This is a genomic window from Paenibacillus shirakamiensis (genome assembly GCF_017874255.1).
GTDB lineage: Bacteria > Bacillota > Bacilli > Paenibacillales > Paenibacillaceae > Fontibacillus > Fontibacillus shirakamiensis.
Window position 1 is genome coordinate 54,605 of sequence record NZ_JAGGLD010000005.1, and the last position, 26,947, is coordinate 81,551.

A 26,947-nucleotide genomic window follows, 5' to 3' on the forward strand; every position below is an offset into this window, starting at 1 on the left:
TCCTTACACCTTCTCGTCTATCATAATTCCGGCCAATTCCATCATTTTAGCTACTAGATCAAGCGTCTTCTCTGGGGGAACTTCGCGAATTACTTCTCCGGTGTCTTTATTAAGTACTTTGACCATAATTTGATGGGTTTTCTCATGAATGCTGATATCCAGCGTAGTCTGAGGTCCTTGTAATGATTTTACTGCGCGGTCAATGGTCCGGATTAGCTGTTCCTCACTAACTGGAATAGATACCCCTTGCTGTTCCTTTAAAGTTAAATCCTTAACATTACGTATGGATGATGCACTGTATGCTGAAGCTGCTGACTCAACGGGAACCGCTAATTCTGGCTTACTCTGAGATGCCGTACTCGCTGTTAGAGAGAATTGTACATTCATCCTAATAACCTCCGACGGAAATGATATATTCTATATTATCGGTCTATGGGCTGTCCAAATTTAGGGAAAGCAACAATATCATTTAATAAATAATTATGAGTATCCTTAGATTTTTTGTAGTTCATGAATTAGAAAGATTAATATACCGAGGTAGGCAATCCATTTCAATAGGGCTTTATAACTAGCAATAAATGCACATTCCAATTGCTGATATGAGTCTTCTTTAATTTAGAGAAAATTTGTTGAAGCTCGAATCAAATATTAACTAATAAGTATTAACTAATATGAAAACAAAAAAGAGATCCTAGAATATCTAGGATCTCTTGGTAACACCTTAAAATTAACGAAGCAATTGAAGAACGCCTTGTGGCTGTTGGTTCGCTTGAGCCAACATAGCTTGTGCAGCTTGTGCAAGGATGTTGTTCTTAGTTTGCTCCATCATTTCCTTAGCCATATCCACGTCACGTACACGGGATTCAGCAGCAGTCAAGTTCTCGGAAGATGTGTTCAAGTTGTTGATGGTGTGTTCCAAACGGTTTTGAACCGCACCAAGTTTAGCACGTTCGCTGGAAACTGAGCTGATTGCTTTGTCCAAAGAAGTGATAGCACCTGAAGCGCCCGCAGTTGTAGAAATATCTACTCCAGCAATACCTAGAGCAGCAGAACGCATGTCATTCACTCCGAAAGTAATGCTTTGGCCTTTGTTAGCACCGATTTGGAACGTAACTCCACCATTACCAGACGCATCAGTTTGCGCTTGGGACAACCCAAGGTCTTTAACAGTTGATTTACCTGCAAGATCTTCTAAATTAATTGGACCGCTCTCACTTACGATTTCAAAACGTCCATCAGACTGAGCATTTACTTTAACATTTTTGATATAACCGAAATCTCCATCTTTACTTGCTCCTGCTGCTACATTAGCAGCTGCAATAGCTGTGTTAATGTCCGTTTGTAATTGTGTTGCAGCATCTTTCATTGATTTCGTGTTATCAATATCACCTGTCAATACTGCTTGAAGTTTAGTATCTCCAATTTGGAAGTTGAATTTACTACCAGTTGCTACTGTAGTTCCATTGTAAGTGCTTGTTCCCAAATTCGTCGCAGCTGCACCCGCTGCACCTAAGAATTTACCTGCAATTGATGCAGTCGCACTTGCAGTTTTAATTTCGGAAGTAGTTCCTTTAGAACCACTTTCAAGTACTAGCTTATCGGCATCCACATAACCAGAAATATGCGCAACATTTGCACCTGATTTATCAATAGCATCATTAATTTTGCTAACAATTAATTCAGCCGCTGCTTTCATTCCCGTTGCAGTTGCACCTGTTCCTGTTCCTGCTGTAATTACATTTTGCTCGTCAGTTGACAGGTTTTGCCAATCAACTTTAATTTCAGTACCATCAATTTTAATTTTTTCACTTACAAAGTCATTTGTCCCAACCAATGCTGCTGATTTCATCGTAGCTGTTGCAGTTGCTACAGCAGCTGTTTGTTTGCCTACTGCTGTACCTGTAGTGGAATCAAGACCTACAGAAGCACCAGCAGTTTTCAAAGCACCGTTCAACAATTTTTTGGTATTGAACTCTGTAGTGTTACCGATGCGGTCGATTTCTTCTTTCAACTGACCTACTTCACTTTGTAGCGCTTTACGATCTTCTTCTGTGTTAGTGCCGTTAGAAGATTGAACGGAAAGTTCACGAACGCGTTGCAGAATGCTATGAGTTTCATTCAAAGCACCTTCAGCTGTTTGGATCAAAGAGATACCATCTTGTGCATTCTTGGAAGCCATATCCAAACCGCGGATTTGACCGCGCATTTTTTCGGAGATTGCTAGGCCCGCTGCGTCATCACCAGCACGGTTGATGCGAAGACCTGAAGATAGTTTCTCGATGTTCTTACTTGTTGCAGCAGAGTTAGAAGACAACTGACGGTGTGTGTTAAGTGCAGTAATATTGTGGTTGATAATCATTGTGTATTTCCTCCCTGAAATTAAGTTAGTTCCACATCCATGTGGTAAATGCTGACCCGTTAAGGTCGGCCGCCCTGCCGACTCAGCATCTAATATTTATATCGACACGTGTACCCGAACACTTTAGAGCTGAATAGTATTTTTTAATTTTTATTTTTGATTTCGGAGTCTTTGCATGAATGCTTCTAGCGTGGAAGGAGTAGGTGCGGCAGATTCTCGATTGCTCTCTTGAATAGACAAATAAACCTCTTTACGAAAAATATCGATATGTGCCGGTGCGGTGATGCCTACTTTTATCGTATCTCCCTCTACACTAAGTATGGACACTTCAATTTGGTCCTGGATAATGATCGATTCACCCTTTTTGCGGGACAATACGAGCATAATTATTCACCTTCCTTTACAGAAAGCACGGATGGTTCTTTCATCCATAAAGCGTGTTTTGTCTGGTAAGCCGAATTATGAAGCACAATTTGCTTGGCAACCCGCTTCTCGGGATTCAAGATAATTGGAGCCAACAGATTAATAGTGGAGTCTTCCAATGACTCTTTTAATGAGATCATACAGCGCACAAGAATGACTTGCTCACTCACTTCAAGCTCTTCCATGTCTACTGATGGCAGTTCAAATTCATAACTGGCATAGTATTCAAAAGGATCTACTAACAAGAATGCCAACTCATGTTCATTTAGGGATTGTAGACAAGAGAATGCGCCATCTTCTAACGAGATTAAAGCAAATGTCGTCTCCTCATCAAACCCCGGTAACCCTCTAGAAAAATGATAAATCTGTTCCTCGCTAATTTCGAGTTCTCCCCATGAAGACGTCTGTATTCTCACGGTCTATTCACTCCTTAATCAAATTTAAAATCAACAAAAGCACCTTACGGTGCCCTATATTCTTTACTTATGGATATCTATTTCTGGAGGAGTATACTTCACGGATGCATACTGCTGCATATAAATGTTAAGCTTTCCTCGCTTATACTCGATTTCAGGACGATGAATCTCTACTTGAATGTCCGTTTCAGCTTTATGAAACTTAATGTCTGGTGGTGTCACATTGAACCTAACCTCTACATTATCGCTAGAAGCAGGCGTACGAAATTCGGGCAAGCCTATCGGTTGCCAGTCTTCACCGTAGATCTCAGCAATCGTATTCCCTGAACCCTGGATGTATGCTGCACGATTTCCTTCTTCCACTCTTCTGGCTATGCCCTGTAAATAGAGGTCCTGAAAGCCCGAATAGATTCGAGCATTCATATCAATCATATTGCCACCTGTAAAAGCAGAACGAGCCATAGAAGAGTCCACTTGCAGCTCCGGCTGATATTGATGAATCTCCAGCTGTGCCGGCCGAGTATTCATACTTACTTCTGCCTTCGGTTGTTGAATCGAGAACTGACCCGGATCCGCATCGATACCTATTAGAGCAGGGGTTTGTTGTATTTGCAACATGGGCTGTATAGACACGAACCGGACCTCCTATCTCTATCTCAGAAAATCAACTAGGGTAGGTTGTATGATTTTAGAACCTGCGGATAGTGAAGCATTATAGATATTTTCCTGAATCTTGGACTTCATAATTAGCTCGGCATAGTCCGCATCTTCTGTCTTGGATTGAAGGTCTGTCAAATTTGTATTCAAATCCGAAAGTCTACCTTGCATTAACTCGATTCGGTTGGACTTGGCCCCAAGTTCCGCACGAGTCGTTAGAATCGTCTCCATGCGACTGTCGATTTTATCCAACTGTGCTGAAATGCCTGTAAAGTTCATACTCGTTAAATTCTGAGTTAAATCATCCATAATCTTAAAAATATTATCTGCATCGGTTCCGTTACCGAACACATCTGTGCCAGTCAAATTAATAGGAAGCTGCACACTGTCGCCAACTGAATAATTAATAAGTCCTTTATCCGTTTGAAGATTGGTAATGCCCGTCCCATTCGCTGTTCCATCTGTGTTCAAACCTGTTATATTCGAAGTACCATCCGCATTCTTAGGAAAATCATAAGGTTTCTTATCGTAAGATTCCCCATTAAAAATATATTTTCCGTTAAGCTTACTGTTAGCAATATCTATTAGTTGCTCCTTAAGTTGCCCAACCTCTTCCTTAATGCTATCCAAGGCAGACTGAGGGTTGCTTCCTGTCGCAGCCTGTACGGATAGATCACGCAACCGCTGAACTACCTGTCCCGTCTGACTCAGTACCGTATCATTAAAATCTAACCAAGATAAAGCCCCATCTACATTTTTTGTATATTGTTCATTGGAAGCTATTTCTCCGCGATAACGCAGCGAATATGTAATTCCCACAGGATCATCGGAAGGCTTGTTGAGCTTACGTCCGGTAGCTAGCTGATTTTGTGTAGTATTCATCGCTTGTGCATTGCGATTTAAATTGAGCATCAACTGAGAGCTCATCATATTCGAGGTGATTCTTAACATCTCAAGTAGCCTCCTTGTATCACTATCTACCTACAGTTCCTGTAGAATTTATCAATTTATCAAGTAATTCATCAAAAGTAGTCATGAATCTGGCCGCCGCATTATATGCATGTTGAAATTTAAGCATATTCGACATTTCTTCATCTAGAGAAACTCCGCTCACAGATTGTCGCTGGCTTTCTACTTGCTCAACAAGAATACTGGAATTATCCAATTGTCTCTTTGCCTCTTGGGATTGCACACCGAGCTGGCCTACCGATAAATTGTATAGCCCGTCTATCGTCGTCTTTTGAGAGCCCTGGGTAGAAGAAAAGTTCGTCTGCTTCAAACTAGACATCAGCAAAGCTAACGAGTTATTCCCTTTAATTACAGATTCCTTCGTTCCCGTATTCTCTGTACGCATCGATGTAGCAAGAAGATTTTCATTGGCTGCAATGCTGGAGTTCAAACTAATATTCGCAGCTGTGATCTCCGCACCACCTTTGGCTTCAAAAAATGGCAAGCCTCCTGTAGTGGTACCATCCATGGTATAGCCCAGCTGGTGCAGACCATTTATCCCTTTTACAGTGACTACTGTATCCTGGGTTACGTTACGACCCGTTACTCCTTGTACAGTCACACCTTCAGGAAGGATAGTGCCTTTAGGCAACGTAACTTGAATTTCACCATTCGCAAGGGTATTCGCAAGATTGTCCAATTGCTTTTGATAATCTTTGACGTAATTCTCTCGGGACGCTATCATTCCATACACTTCTCCACCGGTAAGGTTACCGGATGTATAAGCTGATTCTAAAAATGTCCCTTTGTCATCCGTACCGGTTCCATCCAAATCCACCTGAACTACCTTACCTTCTACTAGAACCTGAGAACCCATTGAAATGGTATAACCCTGATCCGTTTCCTGAACGTTGACATTAATTATATGAGATAGCTTATCTGTCAGTAAGTCCCGTTGATCTCTTAGATCATTCGCTTGATCACCTAATCCCTCAATGCGAGTTATAGTCTGATTCAGATCCGCAATGGAAGTTAAATAGTTCTGAACCTCACTTGCTTTTACACCAACGTTTGTTGTGAGATCCTTATTTAAATTAGTTAACTGTCCGCTTATATAGTTCATTGCATCCGTTAAAGCAGATGCATTTTCTTTTACGACTTTACGAGCTGAAGCGCTTTCGGGATCTTTGCTTAGATTTGACCAAGAATTCCAAAAATTGTTAAGCACTTTGCTGATGCCCGTATCCGATGGTTCATTAAAAACACCCTCAAGTTTGCTAAGCGTATCCGACTTAATATCCCAACTACCATTTGCTGTGTTCTCGCTACGGTATTGACTGTCTAAAAACTCTTGCCTAATGCGTTCTATTGATTGATACTCTACCCCGGTACCCAGCTGTCCTGGTGCGCTGGAGCGATTGAGTCCGTATGCTTCTATGGATAATGAGGGCTTCATCTTGACGGTCTGGCGTGTATACCCCTCCGTGTTTGCATTGGCGATGTTATGCCCTGTAGTGCTCAGAGCTGCAGTCTGTGTGAATAAACTACGTTTTACAGTTTCTATAGAATGAAATGTAGATGTCATGATTTCCTCCTCTAATGGGGCCTAAGCACGTGTATCGAAAATTCCAGGGCGTCTCACGCTACCCGGCTTATCCGCAGGATGTTGATAAGTCGCCGCTTCATCTGGTGCACCCACCAGCAAATCCAGTGAATATTCAAGAAATGTAAGAGACTGCTCAATTAGCTTCTGGTTCAAATCATTCAGCCGTTTCAAGTGTTGAAGCTTATCAGAGAGCTGCCGCTGCATATCGGTTAATAATTTTTTCTCATCTGGATCAAATACAAGCCTAGAAAGCTCTGTAATCGTCAATTTGAGTTGGGACTTAACACCCTTCTCTTTCAGAAAATGATAGCAGGTAGCGAGGCGTACATCTTCCAACTGCTCAATCCGCTTCAAAGTGCGAGACTCCTGATTCAATATCCCGATTAGGCCATCGACATCATTGTTCATAATAGCGGTCTGCTTCTCCCCAGCTAATTCAATCATATTGGCATGAGCTTGATCTAACTGGGATAGAGCTTCAATTAACTGATGTACGGCCATGTTGTCCTCCTAATTGTTATCACTATACGTCTTAAAGTAAGGAGCTAGTTTATCCGCTAACTTGCCCGCTTCTACCTCGTATGTTCCGCTAGACACCTGAGCTTTCAAATCTTGAATGCGCTGAACTCTTGCTGGATCCTGAGCCTTCTCTTGAGACTGAGCTTGCAAAAGTTCTTGAGCTGTTGCAGATATATATACTTCATCTTTACGTTTGGCTTTTTTGTCAGTCAGCTGACGCTGGTTGTCTAGTTGGCGTTGATACGAATTTATCGATCCAATTCTTCCGGACTCATTAATTTTCATAACCTACACCTTCTTTCTCAAAAATAAAAATACCGATAATCTTTACTAAGTTTATCGGCATCAAATGAAACATATTGAATAGTTATGGGGTCATGTTTTTCTAGTCCCTACGAAAACGTTCAACTGCCCCGTAAGCACCATTTCCTTCATTCTGTCCCGATTCTTTAGCCTCAGTTGCAGCCGAAAGATCCCTAGATAGACGACTTCGACAGTTATCACACATGTTCCCCGTAGTGATAGAAGTCCCGCATACTTCACATGGATACATTAATTCCGGATAATCTGCTATAGAGATTCTTCCCTCTTTAATAAACTTCATAATTTGCTTAGTCGAGACTCCCGTAGCTTCGGAAAGTTCATGAAGAGAGACTTTCTTATGCTCATACAAATAACTATGGCATATTTCGTATTCATTCTCGATGTCCTTGATACAAGCTGAGCACAAGTTCTTAAAGTTCTTGACGTATAGTTTACCACAACGAGGACAATTATCTAAGTTCATAAGGATTCTCTCCTCTTTCATATAATTCTACTGAGTATGTCCTACCGAATGAATGGCTCAATTAATAGGAACACTCTATGCCCTTCAGATTACCTTAATGGAGCTTCCAACGTCTATACTTCTTTCTAAACTATTAAATCGGTAAAAAGAATGGATGTGTATAGTCTCTAGACAAAACTAAGATCGCGCCCACGTTAAACTATACATTTGAGCAGAAATTCCTAAATCTGTGCAAGCTTGAAGCAGCGCAAGCGAACAATAATTCAGTGTACTCCCTGTGGTATAAACATCATCAATAAGCAAAATTTTAATTTCATTTTTTTTTGATAGAGTACGTCTTCTTGACAGAATTTGTTGAAAAACATCCGCAGCATGGGGTTGCAGTTGAAATGCGCTCTTCATATCACTTAGACGCTCACGACGCGTCTTGGAGCTCTGCTTCTGCGTGTCGCGTGTCCGCTCGAGTATGTCGATGAGCGGAGCCTTCGCTGCGGCGGCAGCTCCTATGGCCAATAGCTCCGCCTGGTTAAAGCCGCGCTCCCTAAGCCTGCTAGGGCTAAGCGGCACGTAGGTGACGGCGTCGATGTGCCAAGGGGATACCGCATGGGGTGGTCCCGATAGCTCCGACGCCATACGCTTGTAAGCTTGTCCCATCATCCGTTGAAAGATGGGAGTAAAGGCTTCTCGCCCACGGTACTTGTACTGGGCGAGCCATTCGCGCATGAGCGGGTCGTAAGCAACCGCACTGCGGTTGCAGGCGAAATGCCGCGATGCGGCAACGCCCGGACGCGTGCAGTCCGGGCAGCCTATGGACCGGCCGCATACCGCGCAGCGGGGCCGGATAATCCAAGGGATCTGTGCTACGCATGCGCGGCAGATTTCGGGGTAGCCTTGTGCGGCCTTTGTCATTCGTTTGCCACAAGCCAAACATGTAGGTATTGGCGGAGCTAGCAGTGCATGCAGGGGCGCTAGTATACGCTCTATCATAGGCGCGCTCTACTAGTGTTCAGTTCGTGCAAGTATCCTTTGCGCCGGGCTATTCTGTTCATCCGCCGAATCTGGCGTATCGCGCCGCGCTGGGCATTCGTCCACTCTGGCGAATAGAAGGTCACTTGTCCCGCAGGGTCGGATGCAGATCGGCCTGCTCGACCAGCCATTTGTACTAGAGAGGCTTCATCGAACAGACTACCATCTGCATCTAAAATGATGACATCGCTACGGGGTACGGTAACACCTCGCTCCAGTATCGTTGTTGTAATCAGAATTTGAATTTCTCCCGCTCGAAAAGCTAGTACCTTCTCCGCTCGCCTTTCATCTTTGGAAGAGGTGCCTTCTATACGGATATGTGGAGGGATAACTTGCCTTAATCGATTAACTAGAGATTCGATCTGATGAATGCGAGAGACAAAGATAAATAGCTGGGCTCCTCGCTCCGTAGATTTCTCTATAATCTTTCTAAGAACTACGGGAAGTTTAGCGTGTCTTAGACATTGTTGCAACGGTGGAATTTCAATTCGGGTTGGCACGGGTAACGGATGTCCATGATACCTAGCCGGAACTTTAACATGAGCAAGTGCGCCCCGTCTTACCGCAAGTTGCATCTGTACTGGAGGTGTAGCGGATAAGTAAATAAACTTACCCTGTGGCTTGCAGCTCTGCTCAGCGGCAAAAGCAAGCATAGGATCATTGTGATAAGGAAAAGCATCCAGCTCATCAATAATAACCAGATCAAAGGATTGATGAAAACGAAGAAGTTGATGGGTTGTCGCCAATACTAGGCGGCCTGCTGTCCATCGCTCAGGACTGCCGCCATACAAGACTACCGGCGGAGTATCTGGAAAAACTGCCGCAATACGCGGTGCCAGTTCAAGTACCACATCTCGCCTTGGCGTAGCGACCAAGGCCCTCCCTCCGCGCTGCAACACCGCACTCAGCAGCGGGAAGATCATCTCCGTCTTGCCTGCGCCTGTGACGGCCCAGAGCAAGAACCGCGCCGGAGTAACCCTCTCCTTCCGGCGCCTCCACCAAGAGCCCCCACCTACGGAAGGGGGCTCTTCAAGAAACCGCAGCGCGGCGCTAGCCGCCTCGCGCTGCGCAGGACTTAGCCCCCATCGGCCCATCGGGTCCGCATCAACAGGGGCTAAGTCCTGCCTGCCCCCGCTGCTAGGCGCAGCGAGAGCGCCATCTGCCGGGCACGCCCGGTGTGCGCCGCGCAGCAGCAGCGCACAAGACCGGCTCCGCCCCATAGCGAGGCAAGCCTCGCAGTAGGTGCACGCATCGCTTCCGCAAGATGCACAGCGTGTCGCCTTCATAGCCACACTACCGCAGCGGCGGCAGTGTGAACTAGCCGTGCGCCTCCGTAAACCTCCCCTTGAAGGTGGCGCAATCGAAGCCGTGAGATCTATACGGCCATTTAAATAAGCTAACTGAATCCCCGCTAGCCAGTTGCTTTCCTTTTCCAAGCCATGATGCTCCATATATACCATCCACTCGGATAACAATAGTGATCTGCCTTTTAACAGACTCGCCACTCGGCATGCTATCTCCTGTTGCATAGTATCTTCATATTTTTTCGTTCCTTTACTTCTAGACTCGGACTCCCTTCCTCCCCATTCATCACCGTTCCACGTTAACTGCTCCTCCGCATGTCTAACTATGTCTTGAGCCTTCTTCATCATAATTAAGCCTTTGTTCGTATAGCCCTGCGCTTGGCTCCATAATAAATAAGGTATATCACTAGGTATGTATTCTCTATTTGCTCTGCGCTTGGCTCCCTCCTCGATGAGACCTCCTTCTTCAATTACTACGGGGGATTTCCCTACCCATAACTGCTCGCTTGCTTTCCCCCATATTTTGGATAACACAATCTTCATCCCCGATTGCCACTCGCCAGCACTCCAATGATCCATTCTATTCTCAAGCATCCATAGATCTCTGAGACCTACAGCCAGACTCAGTGGCATCTGTTCTGACAATAGCCAGACTCTAGACCCATTATATTCCCCTGTCTGCGACCACCATGTTAGATCTGTGACTATATCCAGACTAATGTCCACCTTCCACCCCTCACTTCTTCGTATTGCATATACATGAATTCTCACTGTACAGCCTCCCATTCATTAAATTAATTAATAACAACGCAAAAAAGCACACCCCCAGGCCAATAGCCTAAGCGTGTGCTTCACACTGTACATCTTTCTATTATGTTAATTACCCTTTGAAAACGCTCTACACTAAACATATGGAATTTTAGCCGCCTCCATAGGTAGACGGAGATCGATGTAGCATGCCTTATGACCCTTAGTCCAGTCGGCTTGATTACGAATATCCTCACTCGGCTCAGCAGTTATACCAATAACTTGAAGTTCCATCTCGCTTGAGTCTCGCATCCGTTCCGTAATGGCTACTGTATCATCCTCTGATCCTTCATCCAATACCGTAATTCGACAATTCCGTCCTCGAATCTGGCCATACCAGCTAATAGCACGCAAGTACCATTCCATTTGCTGTCCATGATTATGAGTCACTAGAATAAAATGCTCGAACTGAGATTCAGCAGCCTGTCTGCGGATATAACCCACATGCACCCAGTGCACCACAAGCGTTGCTAATCCATAGCATGCAATAATCCATAACGGTACCATAAGAACTCCCCTCCTTATAGCGACAATATATGCCGCTATTCAGGCTTCGGTTCCTCTGGATCCGTGATACACACCTATATGCTAGACAGGCTCATGAAATTTTCTTACCACTATGTATTACAGGGTAACCCAACCATATTTAATCGCATTGATTACGGCTTGAGTCCGGTCGTCCACTTCCATCTTCTGAAGAATACTGCTTACATGGTTCTTAACCGTTTTCTCACTAATGAATAAGTGTTCGCCAATCATTTTGTTACTGCGTCCTTCCGCCATTAATCTTAATACTTCAGCTTCACGGCGAGTAAGCGGATTGTCATCGCCAGCTACAAATTTCACACCCGCTTCACGGATCGCTCCATCTTCAGCAATGGCCCCCGTTTCATTTAGATATTCCATACGTCTAAGCTGATTAATCAGCTTGCCGGTAACCTTAGGATGGATGAATGCGTGTCCTTCCGCAACGGAGCGAATCGCATTGATTAATGATTCTGCCTCCATATCTTTCAATAGATAACCTGTAGCTCCCTTACGAAGGGTCTCAAACACATAACTTTCATCATCATGAATCGATAGAATAATCACTTTTATTTCAGGAAGGGTTGCACGAAGTTTCTCTGTAGCATCTACTCCGTTCAGAATCGGCATATTGATATCCATTAGAACAATCTCTGGATTTACACGTTGGCACCAATCCAATACTTGACTGCCATCGCTGCATTCTCCGATGACCTCAATATCTTCTTCCATATTCAAAATCCGTTTCAGACCCTCCCGAAACAGCTGATGGTCATCAGCCAAAAGAACTTTAATCGTTTTCTTATTGCTACTAATTAGGTGATCCATTCTATTGCTCCTTTCTCTTTTCTACGTTAGTCGGGATATGAATGATGATTTTGGTACCCTGATTCTCGGCGGATTCTATCTCCATTCTGCCTTCCAGCAGCTCAACACGCTCACGCATACCAATCAGGCCGAAATGCGAATGTTCTTTTGTCCGCTGTTCCAGCGATTCTACCTTAAATCCAAGACCATTATCTTGCACGACTATTCGAATCATCTGAGCCTGATAAGTAATCTCAACACCGACAAACGTAGGGTAAGCATGCTTCGCCGCATTATTCAGCGCTTCCTGTATCAGACGGAAGACAGCTGCCTCCATGGCAGAGGATAGGCGTTGCTCTTTCCCCCGGGTCTCGAAAGTTGCACGAATTTTGGACTTCTCCTCAAAATCATGAACGTATTTACGAAGGGTGGGTATAAGTCCCAAATCGTCAAGCGCCATTGGCCGCAGATTGAAGATTACCTTTCTCATCTCTTCCAGGCTTGAACGCACCTGTCCCTTCAAATCTACTATTTCGTCTTGTACCATCTTAAATTCCTGCCTGACGAGCATTCTTTCCACAATTTCCGTCCTAAGAACTAGATTTGCTAGCAATTGGGCGGGACCATCGTGTATTTCTCTTGAAATCCGCTTTCTTTCCTCTTCTTGAGCCAAAATAATCTTCAAGCCGATGATCTGACGGTTCTTGGCAGACTCTAAAATTCGGGTAACTTGACCTAGTTCCCCTGATAGATATTCCAATACCACACCCATCTGGCTTCCAATGGTTTCCGCTCGTTCTACGGATTTCTCCACATTTTTCGCCCTTTTCTGAAGTTCATCTCTGCGGGCCTTGAGGTACATTTCTTTCTCCCTGTAGATCATAAGATCCAGTTGAAGCTGGGTGGCTACTTCATACGCCTGTTTGATGTCTTCTTCTTTGTACCGCACAAAATCCCGGCTGACTTCAGTCAGCCGGATTCGGGAGCGGCGGTAATTCAGTTCGAGTTGATCGACTTTCTCTACTGTTTCTGCCGTTTCCTTCATGATGTGCTGTACCTCTGTGTTAAGCGTCTTCAGTTCCGTGCGTGCGGCATCGAGAATTTCAATCATTTGCAGTTTGCTGGCTTCCATCACATTGATCGCATTTTTTATAACGCGGTCGATCGCGTCGGCTTGAAAATCCACGTGGGCAATTCTCCATTTCTTATCTTCCGTGTATATATCAAACCTATCATATCATGATTGCAAGGTGATCGACTTCGTGTTTTGTTCCCATTTTACGGATATTCCGAGCGTTTCCGACACCATTCGTAGCGGTACTAAAGTCCTATTTTGCATAATTAGAGGCGAAACGGCTGCTTGTTTGCGTAATCCGTTCAGAATGAAGTCTTTTTGACCCACCGTCAAATCAATCATCGTATTGCCTCGAAGAACGGTAATTTTCTGTGTCGCTCCATCCCAATTCGCTTGTCCTCCGAAGTAATCCAGAACATAACGAATGGGAACATAAGTAGTATCCCCTTTGATTATAGGTGCCACATCAAGAGCTACTTTTTTGCCACTTGCCGTTAAGCTCTTCTGACCTACAGTCATGACTACGGTAGAATTCAATTGCCCACTATTCGCTCCTGCCCCTGGAACCGTGAATCGGATGTTATCAAAGGCAATACTTCCTGTTAAAGCTCGCTCATCCTGTCCGTCTGCCAAGTTCACTACATAAAGGCGTTTTAATTTGGCATTGGCTCCTAGCCCCGATGAACTTAAGTCTACATTTAACGTTTTCCATCCTGTAAAATCTAATGGACGCGCCAGATCAGCATATACCGCCTTGCCATTTACATCGAACTCAGCTCGAAGCCAGTTCAGACTTGAATCCCCAAATACATCTACCGACATGGAAGAGGCTTTAGCTGGGATAGCTTTGCCTACTGAACCATTGAACTGAGCATACGCATATTTATTGCCTACTCCGCCCGTTAAATTATAATTCAGTTGAAGAACTTTGGAGCCTGCATGATCTCCACTCCCCGCGGTCACTTGAACGGTACCACTTGCCTCAGCCGGTAAGCCTGAGAATGTGAAAGGATACGACGTATTCTCGAAATCTTCCCACGTCTGCTGCCCAGCCTGACTCAGTACAATTACCGTGCTAAATCCATCATATCGTGCAATGGCATAGCCTACCTTTGCATTCGAATTGACCGAATTTACACTTAGTGTTCCATTCTTTACACTACCTTTGAACCCGATCATTTCCCAATTGAGCGCATCTGCAGGCACCTTAGCTGATCCACCATTCTTCAGCATGGCCGTGACTTGCACAGCTGCCGAAGTTCCTGCGGTCAAAGGTAACGACTGCACATTCGTACTTAGACTTGTGAGGTCGGCTCCCCCAAGCACATTTACTTTTACACTTGCAGAGGCCTGTCCGCTTGCGGCTGTAACATTTGTGGCTCCTGCTTTTACCGCCTTGAAGCTATTCCCTGTCCAGACGAGGCTTCCCGCACTTGATTTCCAGTTCGCATTAATACCTGATGCATCTACGGGGTTATAGAAATTATCATAGCCTTTCAACGTATACTTAGCCTCTTGGCCTATCAAAAGCGAATTCGTACCACTAACGATAAGGCCTTTGAGTGTCCCTTTAGGCGCTTCGGAATACACTCCTAGTCCACTAGCTACTAATCGCTGTGTTGTACTTCCATTGGAGGTAGTAAAAGAAAGCTGCGTACCGGTCTCTGCTAGCGGACGATTGACCATCGTTGTAGAGCCGCCGCCATCAAGATTCAGTCCTTTCCAGATCCCGATGCTGGTCATGAAATTTTGAAGTTCTGCAAGTGTCATTCCGCTGCTGCTAGCATTCTTTTGTGCTGTGATGAGGTAAGCCGTCTTTCCGTCCTTGGAATATCCAACGGCGGTACGAGCTACTCCACTTGCTCCGCTAATACTTGTAGTCGATCTGGTAAAGGAAGATACTTTCCCTTGTTCCACGAGCAACGTATGTCCGCCTACCATCATCTGCTGGTCTGCTGGATCTAATTTACTTCCGTTCGTAGCTGATACGAGCTGGTAATTGGCATCTAATTTTTGCCCAACACCCATATGCGTTGAAATATAAGTCGCTGCTGTGCCATGAGCTCGAAGAATGTATCCATCTGAAGGTACATCTCCTGCAATCGCCGCACCCGGCGAAATCTGCTGGATAACTCCATTACGAACAAGCACTTCTGTCGGCGTAGTACCGCTATCCTTAGGACGATCCGCAGATTTCCAAGCACTGGTGTAGATATACATAGCATTCACATGACTGTAGGATTTGCTTGGTTCTGTAAAATACGACTCTTTATTGATTCCCGCTAATGTGAATGTAGAGCCATCCTCTGCGCGAACCGTACCATCAAATATATATTGATCAATGGATGGTGTACCTTTTTTGCTCACAGAAAAAGCATACATTCCTTGAAGCTGAGAAGGACTTGTAATCATCGCGCCCTCCGATACAGAAGCTCCCATCGGTACCCCTTGACCATTTACATTGAAATAATCTGCGTTAATGCCAGCTACAGCTTTGGTCTCCTGAGCCATGCCCTGAACGGATTGTCGGGTCGTGACCTGGCCACCTTTACCTGTCATGACATCTAGCTTGACGTAAGGATTCGTAAGATCCACTTGAATGACATCCGCTAAAATTTTAGAAGCCCGCGGCGTAGTATACTGATAGTGCAGCAGCTTAGCGCCTGAAGTAATAATTTCTTCTCCAACTTTAACCGTAGGCGTAGATGCTGCATAGGCAGCCGATCCCGCTGTAATTGGACCTAGACTTATGACAGGCTGAATCCAGATCAGTCCTGCTAAAGAAAGTAGAGCTAACTGTCTCCCTCTACTTGCGGCTAATAATCTACTTTTGTCTTCCCATCTTCGTGTCATAATTGGTTAAAACGCTCCCATCTTCATATCCTTGATAACGAGTCTAGTAAATTCCTGTTAACTACCAATATAGGAAACCTTCATACTATTAATAGACTACGAAAATTAAGAAAAGTTACGAAATTGAGAGAATTTTCTCCAGTCTTTTATTCTAATTTCCATTAAATGTATTTAAAATGACATTTTAATAGATATACTGTTTTTTTCTACCTTTTTTTGAAAGATTCTATATTTATCCTGAGTCCGAGAAAAAAAAATAAAAAGAACACCCTCCCCCATCTTGAAGATGAAAGAAGGACGTTCTTTTTAGCTTTTCATATAAGGAGGAATTCGCTTCTTAGTCATTAAACAGAGATAATTCGTGTATGTCGAAGACTCCCTATTTCCTATAAGTATCCTAGTTTGCTCAATACCCGTTTGAGCATGACTGCCGCTTGTGCGCGAGTTGCATTACCTTTGGGATCAAATGTTGTCGTGCTTGTACCTTGAATTATCCCTTCTTGATAAGCTTTGGCTACAAGGTCTTGAGATGTGATTTTCTTTCCATCTTTGAATCCTTTTAACGTCTGGGCGGGCGTTGTGTTCAGCGTTATGGGAGAGCCCACTGCATTCAGCGCACGTACCATCATAATCGCCATTTGTTCCCGAGTAATGGGATGACTAGGCTGAAATGTTCCATCCGTATTTCCTGTGATAATTCCAGCTTTTGCTGCGGCTCCAATATAGCCCATCGCACTAGATGCTGTGGGTACATCTCGAAAGCGGCTTACGCTTGTGGACTCCGGTGTAAGCCCCAGACCTCTGGCAATCGCCACAGCGAACTCTGCACGGGTCATGTTCTGATTCGGTTGATAAGCGTACTGGGAGCGTCCTTCAATAATCATTTTGGTTGCTAGTTCAATCATGTCATTACGCGCCCAATGTGAACCAATATCAGAGAAGAAGGTGATTCCTGTTGCCGGTCCAGCGATTAGATTACCCATCGTTAATGAGGTGAAAATCGTGTAGTTCCCGCTTCTGCCCATTTTGGACGGAAGAAAGGATCCTGTATGCGCATTGATCTGGTATTTTATCAACGATGTCTGTGTAGAAGGAACACTCTTCGATGTACGGACCATAAGCTTACCACTGAGCGTAACAGCCTGTGTTCCCTGTGAGGTAGCTGATGTGGCACTAATGTAGATATCTACCGGTTCCTCAACGCCTACAGAAGAGGCTCCTATGGCAGAGATGGTCGTGCTCATTGAGGATGAGGGTACCCGTTCTAATTGGACAATGAGATAGGACGAGCTAAAGGTAGAAACTCCGAGTAATCTTGCCATATCGGTATATGAGATTTTTCCTAAGGGAATTTCATACAGCGTATCGCCATGTCTCACTACAAAGGACGGATTACCTCCCCGGTTATAGGCATCAAGTAGCGATTGAAGCGGAACAGCTACCTCTGCTGCCTTCTCAGCACTAGGCACTTCAAATCCTAATGTGCGATCTTGAGCAGATGTGGCTAGATAATTATAAGCTTCTGTGATCTTTGCGCTATCTAACGTGTATTTATTTATACTCTGTCCATATCTGGAACGATCCGTCGTTTTGCTTGCTGTATTTACACTTAGAAGATAAGATGATTTGCCGAAATCTGTTGTAGACAGAAGAGACAAATAGCTAGGAAGTCCGGATGTACCGGAAGAGCCATCCGCTATATTTTGCACGGCTAGACGACTGAATCCTGCAATGGGGTTACCTTGCGTATCGTAGATAGGTGTGGTGCCTTGCATGTAGGATACATCTACAATTTGACTACTCGTCACGGGCGAAGAAAGCTTAAGTGTAATCGTGCTCCCCTCAAGCGTCGCGGATACTACACCCTTGTTCTGATTGTCTGCATTCACGTAGAACAAATTATAAGGAATAGATCCTTGAGCATATCTCAGTGTCCCATTAAAATTTAACGTTACCGTGTCGCCTTTTACTGTAGCTGTCCGAATGACTTGGCCTGCGGTGGAGCTAAAACTTACATTTTCCAGATTGATATAGCCTGCTAGATTCCCATTCAGGTCACTAATTCCTCCTGAAGAAGGAACATAAGATACCGTAACTTTCTGATCCTGCGTGTAAGAAGAGGCAAGCGTCAACGTAACCTGATTCCCCGTGATGCCTAAGGCTGTAACATAGACCGGCATGTTATTCACCAAAATAGAAAATTGATTTTTCATAGGAAGTGCTGTTGTTTTCAGTGCCTCGTTATAAGTAAGGACGACTTTGTTCCCGCTACCTACAGCGCTAGAAAATAAAGGGGCTTTCGTGTCATACGTATTTCGAACAAAGAAATCACTGAACGCCGATATATTCTGACCTCGGTAATCCTGTATTGGATAAGAGGAGGGATTGTAAGATACCTTAACTACTTCCCCGTCGCCTACAGAACTAGACAGATATAAGTAGACTGTATTCCCACTTTGAGAAATGCTACTCACGGATTTGCTATACCCGTCGCTTGTCACCGTGAACTGACTTGCGGCATAAGTCGATACGCTCTTTAGCGAATCCTTGAATGTCAAAATCAACGTACTTCCTGACACATACCCATCTTGCGGCTTAGGCAAGGCAGAGTCTATACCATTGGATACTTCCCGCGCGGAAAAAGAAGCCGCCACGTTCCGGTACAGGTCCTGAATGGGACGGAGGGAGTTAGCCGTATAACTAATTCGTACATTCTGTCCTACGGCCACTCCTGTCTCTAAAACCACATAGACCGAATCCCCCGAGATATATGTACTGCTTACTTGGCGATTCTCCCCATTCACTAAAACTGAAAAAGTCGAATTCAAAATGTTATTCGTATTGTCCAGTGTCTCATTATATTGAAGACGTATAGTTGTATTGTTGTACAATTGCGAGGTTTGAATAATAGGGGACGTCGTATCCGCCGCACCCGTAGCGAAGCTCCAACTGGCCGCTCCACTAAGTCCGTTAAAGCCAATGCCATTTGTATCCTTGATGGCTCCTGCGGTAATATCCACATAGTAGGTAGCACCCAAATCTAGTGGAGATGAAGGCGTAATAGATAATGAGGTTCCATTTGCGCGAATTACTGCACTAGGAAGAATTGTAGTCCCTGCTTTACGCAGCGTTATTCCCTCTGTACCATTTGCAGCTTGATTATTTCCACTAGATAAAACAATATTTCGGTTAAACGTTACGATAGGTGTTGTGGCGATACTTACTGAACCGCTTTGATCTGTAGGTGATTTACTCACGACCGTTAGCGGAGTAGATGATGCGCTCATCGTAGAGAACGTCCAATTGGATATGGCGGATGACATCGTGCCTCCACTGTCTCTAAAGGCATTGGCAGGTACATTCACCGTATACTGCGCACCGGCTGTAAAAGCTGTAGTTGGCGTAATGGTGATTTCTCTCGTACCTCCTCCAGTTACGGCTGCTGAGGTGACGGGAATGCTGCTTTGTGATGAAGTCCCTTGTTGGATTGAAATCGCCCCGCTGTTCGGATATACCGGACGATTGAATGTTAATTTCAGACTGCTTCCTACAGCAACATTATTAGCGCTATTAGAAGGAGTTAGTGCTGGATTGGATAGGCTAGGGAGCGCAGCCCCGGCCACACTAAAGTTCCATACGGAAGTGGTACTAAACCCAGAAAAAGCTTGATTATCCTCATCCTGTACAATTCCAGCATCGATTAGGACATAATAACTCTCCCCTTGTTCCAGTCCACTCACGTCAAAGCTGACTGTGTTGCTACTAGAAACGCTGATACTACTTAAAGGTATCGTAATCGACGCGTTATTAGAGAACTTCTTAACGTAGATCGATCCATTTTGGCCTTTTGTAACCTTCTTATCAAATGTAATACTGAACGGTGTAGTTCCATATGAAGTTAACACCGAATTTGGATTCGGTACAATCGTTGAAATCTCAGGGGCTTTGCTAGCTGCAGCTTTGGTGGTGAACTCCCACTCTTTCAATGCTGAATCCACGTTGTTCTCGTCAGTGAACGTACCAGACGGCACAATTACTCTATACTTCGTCTGCTCCTCGAGTGACACCGCATTAAATATGAATGTTCGTCTGTAATCTAAAGCGGGTGAAGTAGCAACTTGGATTTCGACTGGAGATGCTGGCATGACTTGACCTGATGCATCTATTTTTGTGAAACGAATCGTTCCGTTACCCAGCTTCACCGGATTATCAAAATCAAGTTGTAATTGTACATTGTCCGCTACAATTCCCTTAGCATCTGCAGTAGGTATATTAGATGTAATGCTAGGCCCATTCGCACCAGCTACTGCTCCAACACTTACAGATAACAGGACATTCAATACCATAATGATACTAATCCATAAAGCTAATTTCTTTCTCACGCAAGTAACGTCTCCCTTCAGACTTTCCAACCTATCGTTGTTATGTAGTAACTGCATCAATCTACAGCCTCGATTTAGACTCAAATTTAGATTCAAATCTAGATTCAAATCTCAACCTAATTCTCGATATCCAGTATTCAAAAATTAACAATTAAAAATTTATCTTTAATACTCATTACGCATTACTCACTACTCGCTACTCACTACTCATTACTCACAGCTCATTAACTCATTACTCATTACTCATTACTCATTACTCATTACTCATTACTCATTACTCGTTACTCATTACTTAATACTCAATACTCAATACTCAATACTCAATCTAATGCTAATGCTACCAAAATTTAAAACATTCTATATGTATTAACGGCACATGAACAATGAATCTTTAGTTACTAGCACACAAGCAAGTATCTCCTGGTATTCATACCTTTTAGAATCCATTCATACGAGAATATTCACCTTGAATTTGATTATTAATTGATTACCTTTCATTGAGTTCGTTCATTAATTTGGTTCAATTTATTTAGTTCATTGAGTTAGTTCATTCGGTTGGTTTAATAATAAATTAAATTGCATTCCATATAAAAAAACAGGCGCTCCCTCATCCTAAGATGAAATAGAAGCACCTGCTTGATATTTATAGTAAAATATTTGATTTATAATTGATAAAATTACAGACCTGCTTGCTCTTTAAGCAGTTCAGCCTTGTCCACACGCTCCCAAGGAAGGTCGATGTCTGTACGGCCGAAGTGACCATATGCCGCTGTCTGATTGTAAATCGGGCGACGCAGATCTAGCATACGGATAATGCCTGCGGGACGAAGGTCAAAGTTGTTGCTTACTAAATCCACCAACTTCTCTTCGGATACGCGGCCCGTACCATACGTATCTACATTAATAGATACTGGAGTCGCTACACCTATAGCATAAGCGAGTTGAATTTCTACTTTGTCTGCAAGGCCAGCAGCTACTAAGTTCTTAGCTACATAACGAGCAGCATAAGCTGCGGAACGGTCTACTTTTGTTGGATCCTTACCAGAGAATGCACCCCCACCATGACGAGCATAACCACCGTATGTATCTACGATAATTTTACGTCCAGTTAAGCCTGCATCACCTTGAGGTCCACCAATAACGAAGCGTCCTGTAGGGTTAATGAAATATTTTGTATCGCCGTCTAGCAGTTCAGCAGGAACGACAGGAAGAATGACATGTTCTTTAATATCTTTTTGAATTTGTTCCAACGTAACTTCTTCAGCATGTTGAGTGGATACGACAATCGTATCTACCCGAGTCGGTTTCCCGTCTACATATTCAATTGTAACTTGAGTCTTACCATCCGGACGCAAGTAGTCCAATGTACCATCTTTGCGCACTTCAGCAAGGCGGCGAGCAATACGGTGAGATAGAGCAATCGGTAATGGCATAAGTTCAGGAGTCTCGTTGGTTGCAAAACCAAACATTAGACCTTGATCCCCTGCACCAATATCGGCTGTTTCTTTATCCATTTGAGCTGGGTCCCGATTTTCAATCGCAGCATTAACGCCTTGGGCGATATCTGCAGATTGCTCGTTGAGAGATGTCAATACAGCACATGTATTGTAGTCAAAACCATATTTTGCACGGGTATACCCAATATCCTTAATCGTCTTACGGACGATAGATGGAATATCTACGTATTCAGAACTCGTGCTGATTTCCCCAATGACTAGCACTAGGCCTGTAGCTACAGACACTTCACACGCTACGCGCGCGTTAGGGTCGTTCTCCAGGAACGCATCCAAAACCGCATCAGAGATTTGGTCACAGATTTTATCCGGGTGTCCTTCAGTTACGGACTCGGAAGTAAACAAATGTCGCCCTTTAATGGACATGAATTCTCAACCTCCCATATGGGATAGTATGGCTTAAGCCATCTGATCCTACACAAAAAATGAACCTTCTCCACAAGGGAAAAGGTTGTACAAGCCTCAAGTGCCATATTAACGTATTTACCCAGTTGTGTCAATCAAGGGAGTTAGCGAATAATGCCGTAAAATAAGGGTTTTTGTCTATTATTATAACGTAAAATGTTTCTCCGCATGTTGCACCAAGCGCTTCGTAATCTCCCCACCAACAGAACCATTCTCACGCGATGTAAGATGCCCCCAACTGCTAGTCGTATGTCCACTCACAATGCTTCCGAGCTCTCCAGCAAATTCAGTGTCGCCATAATTATTATTTGATGCACCGTAGCCTACAGGTAAACCGAATTCCTCTGCAATCTCATACTTCCATTGTCTAAGTACATCACGGCTTTGCGGGATAATTTGACGATTATTTCTAGCCATTCTTTAGCACCTCCTGAAGATTGGAATACATGTAGTATGCCGATCATCAAGGGTTGTAACCTGCTGAATGTTTGTTAAGGGAAGCATTTATTGGCTTCTACTTGATTACATATCCACCACGAACTAATACCGTAAGACTCATGGAAGAATTAGACTGCACCTGTATACCACGGCCTTCTCTTGGGAATGATAGTAGATGATTGGTGATTGCAGGAAGACCGTTTGTCACATCCTTACCATCTGTCAGATCTGCTACTCCATTGGAGTCATTGCTATAGATTACAGCTTTCCCACCACGAACTACAAATTCAGCTCCAGCTTTGGCGATTAACGTTTGTCCAGGCCTAAGGGTAACGACCTCAACTGTACTGGAATTTTCTCCACCTGTGGATGGAGTAGTGGGCTGTGTAGGCGTGGTTGGTGTTGGTGCAGGCGTGTTACCACCGGTGCTCCCATTTAGCGCCTTTTGGATTTGTTGGTCGACGTAACTCTTTGTCACTACAGGGTCATCGGATGTACCCGGTTGTCCCGTTGCGCTGGCGCCTTCTGCCTTCAAATTAAGTACAGAACCAGCCCAAAGCCCGCCGCATATAAGAACGGCCGCAGCCGCGATTTTCCATGTTCGGTTCATGATTGGACCTCCCTATTATAAAAAAAAGCCATCCTTTCGGATGGCCTTACTAGAAAAGGTAAATTAATTAGCAGCAGTAGCTACAGTTGTCAAGAAGAAATCAGCAGATGCATTACCAGCTTTGTCTGTTACAAATTTACCAGACGCATTATTTTCAAGGTAAACTTCTACACGATCTCCTACTTTCAAAGCAGCAGCATCAGCACTAAGTGTAAGTTGAACATTTTTCTCATCTGTACCTGCTTGTATAGCATTTCCAAGGGTTACAAGGTTTCCATTAACATATACTTTGAAGGCTTTTGGAGTAAAGTAAACATTTAGACTTTCTTGGTAAGCCACAGTTAGAACTTTTCCAGCTGGTGCTGAAAGTGCATCAGTAGTAACAATTGCTGGAGCAATTTTATCACTTAAGCTCTTGTTAGTGAATACTGCGATCTTACGACCGAAAGAATCACTAGTTTTGAGGTCAGAAGCTTTTGTTGATACAGTGATGTTTTTCGCATCGTTATTGAATACATCTTTGCTGAATGTGAATTCAACAGTTGTAACGCCGTTATCAACTGTTTGGTTAGATATATTTACAGTTGTGTTTTCAGGAAGAGTAGCAAAGACAAAGTCATTTTTATCAACTAAAGTCAGTTCGCCTTTGAATTGAATAGTTGCTTTGTTTTTAGCTATTGCTTTGAAACCATCATTTACAGCAGCGATCGTTGCTTTATTTTCTTGATCTAAATCAATCGGAGTCCCATCAACATAGTTACCATTCACATCTGAAACGTTAACTACACGGATTGCTTTTGCGGAATCAAGTGTATTAGCATCAGCTTTTGGAACAGAAATTTTTACTGTATTAGAGTTATATTGACTAATTACAGCAGAAGAAGTTGGGAACGGTGTGGATGTTGACTCTTTAGCAGCGCCATAGTTATATTTGTTAATATCAATAGCATTACCTGCACCAGATGTAGCAATTGTTTTGTTGAATTGTACATATACTGCATAGTTATCATCTTCAGATGCAACCCAAGCAGAGTTAGCTTTTACAGTTTCTGTATCCGTAACAGTAAATTCAACTTTTTGTGGAATCAAAGTGTTTCCAATCGCTGCACGATCACGAATACCAGAAATTTCTAAGCTGTATTTACCAGATGGAAGATTACCGATTGAGCTGATTACAACTTTTGAGTCGCTATTAGTAACGAATTTAGGAGCTACTACAGGATTACCTTTAGTTGTGAAACCAGTTCCTGCATAAACTTCACCTTTTTCGTTTCTCAACACATAGTTTTCTGTTTTCAAGGCATCTGTTTCATTAACGTTTTTAGAGAATTCTACTGTAATATCAGTGTTTTTAGTAGTAGAATTAGCTTTTGCAGTTGCGCCTACAACCGTTGGACGAGTTGTATCAAGCACTGGAGTTACTTTAACGTTACGATCTGCACTGTTATTGCTGTAATCTGTTACGCCATCCAAATAAATTGTAGATTCACCAAGACCTAAACGGTTAGGCTCAGAGAAAGTCAATGTTACTTTGTTGTCGTTGATTACATAAGTAGCAGGTCTGTTTGTAGATGTTTGGTAAGCTTTAGAAATGGATTTAACTGGTTCATTAAATACTACTTCTACCTTATAAAGATCAGTTGCAGTTACAGAAGCGATCTCTGGAGCTGCTTTATCTTCAGCAATTGTGAACTTAGTATCAGCAGTCGCTACTTTAAATGTACCGTCTGAGATATTAGAAACTGTTAATGTATGCTCACCAGCTGGAAGATCAGTAGTAATGAATGCAATGTTAGGATAAGTGTATTGGATATATCCAGATACAGCTTTTCCATCTACTTTGTAGTTAGCCAAGTTGCTTGCAGTAGCGGATGTTACTGGCTCAGAGAATACTACTTTAATTGCTTTTGTGCCCAATCCAGTTACTGATTGTACTGTAGGCTGAGTAGTATCAACTGCTGTGAATTTCACAGATTCATTGAATGTTTTTGTACCATCAGCATTTTTAACACCATTTACAGTAAGTGTTGCTTCTTTTTGGTTAGGAAGACTAGCACTATCTTCAGCAACCAACAAAGTTACAGACTTTTTGTCAGAAGACAATGTAGCAGAAGTGAAAGTAACTCCACTTACTTTATAGTTTTCAACTTTACCAGCTGTAGCTGTATCAACGTCACCGTCGAAGTTAACAACTAGTTGTTTGTAGTTAGTTGCAGTCGCAGATACCACTTTTGTTGCAGCAGTTACTACATAAGTTACATCAGTAGTGAAGCTGTTACCTTTGGAATCTTTGAAAGTTACGGAAGTTTTCACGTTAGCTACAAGAGCTTTGTCAAGTTTAACTTTAACAACTTCACCGTTAGACAATGTGAATTCAACATTGCTTGAATCAACAACTTTAGTACCAGTTACAGTCACGTTCATTTTTTGATCTACAGCATAAGCTGCTACGATCACTTGGGAACGGGATGCTGCACCTTGGAAGTTAGCGGTTTTCTCGATGTAACCAGCATTGATTGCTGCTTGAACATAACCTTTAGCCCAAGCTGTTGCAGTATTGTCAACTCCTGTAGTAGGAACTTCCAATTTCAATGCACGAACCAAGATTGTAGCCAATTCTTCTACAGAAACGTTACCGTTAAAGTCGAAGATTTTTTTAACAGAATCTTTACCGTTAACAATCTTAGCTGCAACAGCTGCTTCGATGTAAGGTACTGCCCAGTTTTTAGCATCATAATTTTTGTCTTTGAAAGAATATACACCAGTAACTTCTTTCAATCCCAATGTTTTTACGATAATTTTAGCAAGCTCACCGCGAGTAACTGTTTTTTCCAAATGGGATTGACCATCTGGGTAACCTACAACGATACCTTTAGCTTTCAAAGCATCAAATTTGTCTTGCGGGGATAGTTCAGCACCGAATGCTACAGATGCAAACATTGAGAATGCCATTGCTGTAGACAATGCTACGGATAAAATTTTCTTCATAACTTTTTTGTCTCCTCCTTGAATATGGTTCGTTTGAGAGTTTTCTTTAAATGTATAGCTCGTGTTACTCATTAGCCGATACACCCCCTTTCCCGAGTTGAGCGAATAACTATAAATTATGTCTGTGAACGGTGCCACAGAAACTTGTAAACTATGGAACACGTAAAAATAGACTAGTTTCCTAATCCTACCTAAACATTATACAATGGGTCTCTAGAGGCGTAAAGAAGATTTTTCTAGTATTTAGACAACTTTCCCCAAAAGGAACAACATGGAATGTCTAATTAAGTCACCATTGTTCATGTCATACATCTTAAACGCAATAGGAATCAAAAAGTTGCGGGTTTTATAAAAATAATTAAAGAAATGTTATAACTAGGAACTTTAACCCACATTTTTATTTTTAATCCATAACTGCATTTAATAGTAATTTTAATTATATGCCCTTATTTTACTAAGTTTAAATAATCTCCCCCTCTACTTATAACCTAAATATTC

At 43.2% G+C, this 26,947-nt stretch carries 21 protein-coding genes; all 21 read right to left on the reverse strand.

Going from position 1 to position 26,947, the window contains the following annotated elements; all coding sequences use genetic code 11:
- Nucleotides 1–3: 3 nt before the first annotated feature.
- The gene (locus tag J2Z69_RS13790; RefSeq protein ID WP_209863721.1) at nt 4–387 is read right to left on the reverse strand and encodes a flagellar protein FlaG; all 384 of its coding nucleotides are present in this window, start codon (nt 385–387) and stop codon (nt 4–6) included.
- A 340-nt stretch (nt 388–727) separates the two neighbouring features.
- Nucleotides 728–2,359, reverse strand: coding sequence for a flagellin N-terminal helical domain-containing protein (locus J2Z69_RS13795; RefSeq protein ID WP_209863724.1), 1,632 nt, complete (start codon nt 2,357–2,359; stop codon nt 728–730).
- A 150-nt stretch (nt 2,360–2,509) separates the two neighbouring features.
- The gene (csrA, locus tag J2Z69_RS13800; RefSeq protein ID WP_209863726.1) at nt 2,510–2,743 is read right to left on the reverse strand and encodes a carbon storage regulator CsrA; all 234 of its coding nucleotides are present in this window, start codon (nt 2,741–2,743) and stop codon (nt 2,510–2,512) included.
- A gap of 2 nt (nt 2,744–2,745) precedes the next feature.
- The gene (locus J2Z69_RS13805) at nt 2,746–3,198 is read right to left on the reverse strand and encodes a flagellar assembly protein FliW (RefSeq protein WP_209863728.1); all 453 of its coding nucleotides are present in this window, start codon (nt 3,196–3,198) and stop codon (nt 2,746–2,748) included.
- 63 nt (nt 3,199–3,261) lie between these two features.
- Complete coding sequence (locus J2Z69_RS13810) at nt 3,262–3,831, reverse strand: DUF6470 family protein (protein ID WP_209863731.1); 570 nt, start codon at nt 3,829–3,831, stop codon at nt 3,262–3,264.
- Between the two features lie 18 nt (nt 3,832–3,849).
- Nucleotides 3,850–4,806, reverse strand: coding sequence for a flagellar hook-associated protein FlgL (flgL, locus tag J2Z69_RS13815; protein ID WP_209863734.1), 957 nt, complete (start codon nt 4,804–4,806; stop codon nt 3,850–3,852).
- A gap of 22 nt (nt 4,807–4,828) precedes the next feature.
- On the reverse strand, nt 4,829–6,388 hold the full coding sequence (gene flgK, locus J2Z69_RS13820) for a flagellar hook-associated protein FlgK (protein WP_209863737.1): 1,560 nt from the start codon (nt 6,386–6,388) through the stop codon (nt 4,829–4,831).
- A 21-nt stretch (nt 6,389–6,409) separates the two neighbouring features.
- On the reverse strand, nt 6,410–6,910 hold the full coding sequence (locus J2Z69_RS13825; protein ID WP_209863740.1) for a flagellar protein FlgN: 501 nt from the start codon (nt 6,908–6,910) through the stop codon (nt 6,410–6,412).
- A gap of 9 nt (nt 6,911–6,919) precedes the next feature.
- On the reverse strand, nt 6,920–7,213 hold the full coding sequence (gene flgM, locus J2Z69_RS13830; RefSeq protein ID WP_209863743.1) for a flagellar biosynthesis anti-sigma factor FlgM: 294 nt from the start codon (nt 7,211–7,213) through the stop codon (nt 6,920–6,922).
- 100 nt (nt 7,214–7,313) lie between these two features.
- A complete protein-coding gene (locus J2Z69_RS13835) occupies nt 7,314–7,715 on the reverse strand; it encodes a TIGR03826 family flagellar region protein (protein WP_209863746.1) in 402 nt (133 codons plus the stop codon).
- 177 nt (nt 7,716–7,892) lie between these two features.
- The gene (locus J2Z69_RS13840; RefSeq protein WP_245339305.1) at nt 7,893–8,438 is read right to left on the reverse strand and encodes a ComF family protein; all 546 of its coding nucleotides are present in this window, start codon (nt 8,436–8,438) and stop codon (nt 7,893–7,895) included.
- Nucleotides 8,439–8,698: 260 nt separating this feature from the next.
- Complete coding sequence (locus tag J2Z69_RS13845; protein WP_342591595.1) at nt 8,699–10,816, reverse strand: ATP-dependent helicase ComFA; 2,118 nt, start codon at nt 10,814–10,816, stop codon at nt 8,699–8,701.
- Between the two features lie 132 nt (nt 10,817–10,948).
- Nucleotides 10,949–11,359, reverse strand: coding sequence for a hypothetical protein (locus tag J2Z69_RS13850; protein WP_209863756.1), 411 nt, complete (start codon nt 11,357–11,359; stop codon nt 10,949–10,951).
- Between the two features lie 117 nt (nt 11,360–11,476).
- Complete coding sequence (locus tag J2Z69_RS13855) at nt 11,477–12,205, reverse strand: response regulator (protein ID WP_209863759.1); 729 nt, start codon at nt 12,203–12,205, stop codon at nt 11,477–11,479.
- A gap of 1 nt (nt 12,206) precedes the next feature.
- Nucleotides 12,207–13,370, reverse strand: a complete 1,164-nt coding sequence (locus tag J2Z69_RS13860; protein WP_209863762.1) for a sensor histidine kinase — start codon at nt 13,368–13,370, stop codon at nt 12,207–12,209.
- 51 nt (nt 13,371–13,421) lie between these two features.
- A complete protein-coding gene (locus J2Z69_RS13865; RefSeq protein ID WP_209863765.1) occupies nt 13,422–16,112 on the reverse strand; it encodes a stalk domain-containing protein in 2,691 nt (896 codons plus the stop codon).
- Nucleotides 16,113–16,498: 386 nt separating this feature from the next.
- The gene (locus tag J2Z69_RS13870; protein WP_209863768.1) at nt 16,499–20,494 is read right to left on the reverse strand and encodes an Ig-like domain-containing protein; all 3,996 of its coding nucleotides are present in this window, start codon (nt 20,492–20,494) and stop codon (nt 16,499–16,501) included.
- Between the two features lie 677 nt (nt 20,495–21,171).
- On the reverse strand, nt 21,172–22,374 hold the full coding sequence (gene metK / locus J2Z69_RS13875; RefSeq protein WP_209863770.1) for a methionine adenosyltransferase: 1,203 nt from the start codon (nt 22,372–22,374) through the stop codon (nt 21,172–21,174).
- Between the two features lie 183 nt (nt 22,375–22,557).
- The gene (locus tag J2Z69_RS13880; RefSeq protein ID WP_209863773.1) at nt 22,558–22,830 is read right to left on the reverse strand and encodes an alpha/beta-type small acid-soluble spore protein; all 273 of its coding nucleotides are present in this window, start codon (nt 22,828–22,830) and stop codon (nt 22,558–22,560) included.
- Nucleotides 22,831–22,927: 97 nt separating this feature from the next.
- Nucleotides 22,928–23,461 carry a hypothetical protein gene (locus J2Z69_RS13885; RefSeq protein WP_209863776.1) on the reverse strand — a complete coding sequence of 178 codons (534 nt, stop codon included), beginning with the start codon at nt 23,459–23,461 and terminating at the stop codon, nt 22,928–22,930.
- 63 nt (nt 23,462–23,524) lie between these two features.
- Nucleotides 23,525–26,521, reverse strand: a complete 2,997-nt coding sequence (locus J2Z69_RS13890; RefSeq protein WP_209863779.1) for an S-layer homology domain-containing protein — start codon at nt 26,519–26,521, stop codon at nt 23,525–23,527.
- Between the last annotated feature and the right edge of the window lie 426 nt (nt 26,522–26,947).

Coding starts and splice junctions, on each gene's coding strand:
- flgM (WP_209863743.1), bottom strand. CDS start 7,213: ATGAAAATTAATGAGTCCGGAAGAATTGGATCGATAAATTCGTATCAA.
- J2Z69_RS13840 (WP_245339305.1), bottom strand. CDS start 8,438: ATGCGCGAATGGCTCGCCCAGTACAAGTACCGTGGGCGAGAAGCCTTT.
- J2Z69_RS13865 (WP_209863765.1), bottom strand. CDS start 16,112: ATGACACGAAGATGGGAAGACAAAAGTAGATTATTAGCCGCAAGTAGA.
- J2Z69_RS13795 (WP_209863724.1), bottom strand. CDS start 2,359: ATGATTATCAACCACAATATTACTGCACTTAACACACACCGTCAGTTG.
- flgL (WP_209863734.1), bottom strand. CDS start 4,806: ATGTTAAGAATCACCTCGAATATGATGAGCTCTCAGTTGATGCTCAAT.
- J2Z69_RS13825 (WP_209863740.1), bottom strand. CDS start 6,910: ATGGCCGTACATCAGTTAATTGAAGCTCTATCCCAGTTAGATCAAGCT.
- J2Z69_RS13835 (WP_209863746.1), bottom strand. CDS start 7,715: ATGAACTTAGATAATTGTCCTCGTTGTGGTAAACTATACGTCAAGAAC.
- flgK (WP_209863737.1), bottom strand. CDS start 6,388: ATGACATCTACATTTCATTCTATAGAAACTGTAAAACGTAGTTTATTC.
- csrA (WP_209863726.1), bottom strand. CDS start 2,743: ATGCTCGTATTGTCCCGCAAAAAGGGTGAATCGATCATTATCCAGGAC.
- J2Z69_RS13885 (WP_209863776.1), bottom strand. CDS start 23,461: ATGAACCGAACATGGAAAATCGCGGCTGCGGCCGTTCTTATATGCGGC.
- metK (WP_209863770.1), bottom strand. CDS start 22,374: ATGTCCATTAAAGGGCGACATTTGTTTACTTCCGAGTCCGTAACTGAA.
- J2Z69_RS13790 (WP_209863721.1), bottom strand. CDS start 387: ATGAATGTACAATTCTCTCTAACAGCGAGTACGGCATCTCAGAGTAAG.
- J2Z69_RS13850 (WP_209863756.1), bottom strand. CDS start 11,359: ATGGTACCGTTATGGATTATTGCATGCTATGGATTAGCAACGCTTGTG.
- J2Z69_RS13890 (WP_209863779.1), bottom strand. CDS start 26,521: ATGAGTAACACGAGCTATACATTTAAAGAAAACTCTCAAACGAACCAT.
- J2Z69_RS13855 (WP_209863759.1), bottom strand. CDS start 12,205: ATGGATCACCTAATTAGTAGCAATAAGAAAACGATTAAAGTTCTTTTG.
- J2Z69_RS13880 (WP_209863773.1), bottom strand. CDS start 22,830: ATGGCTAGAAATAATCGTCAAATTATCCCGCAAAGCCGTGATGTACTT.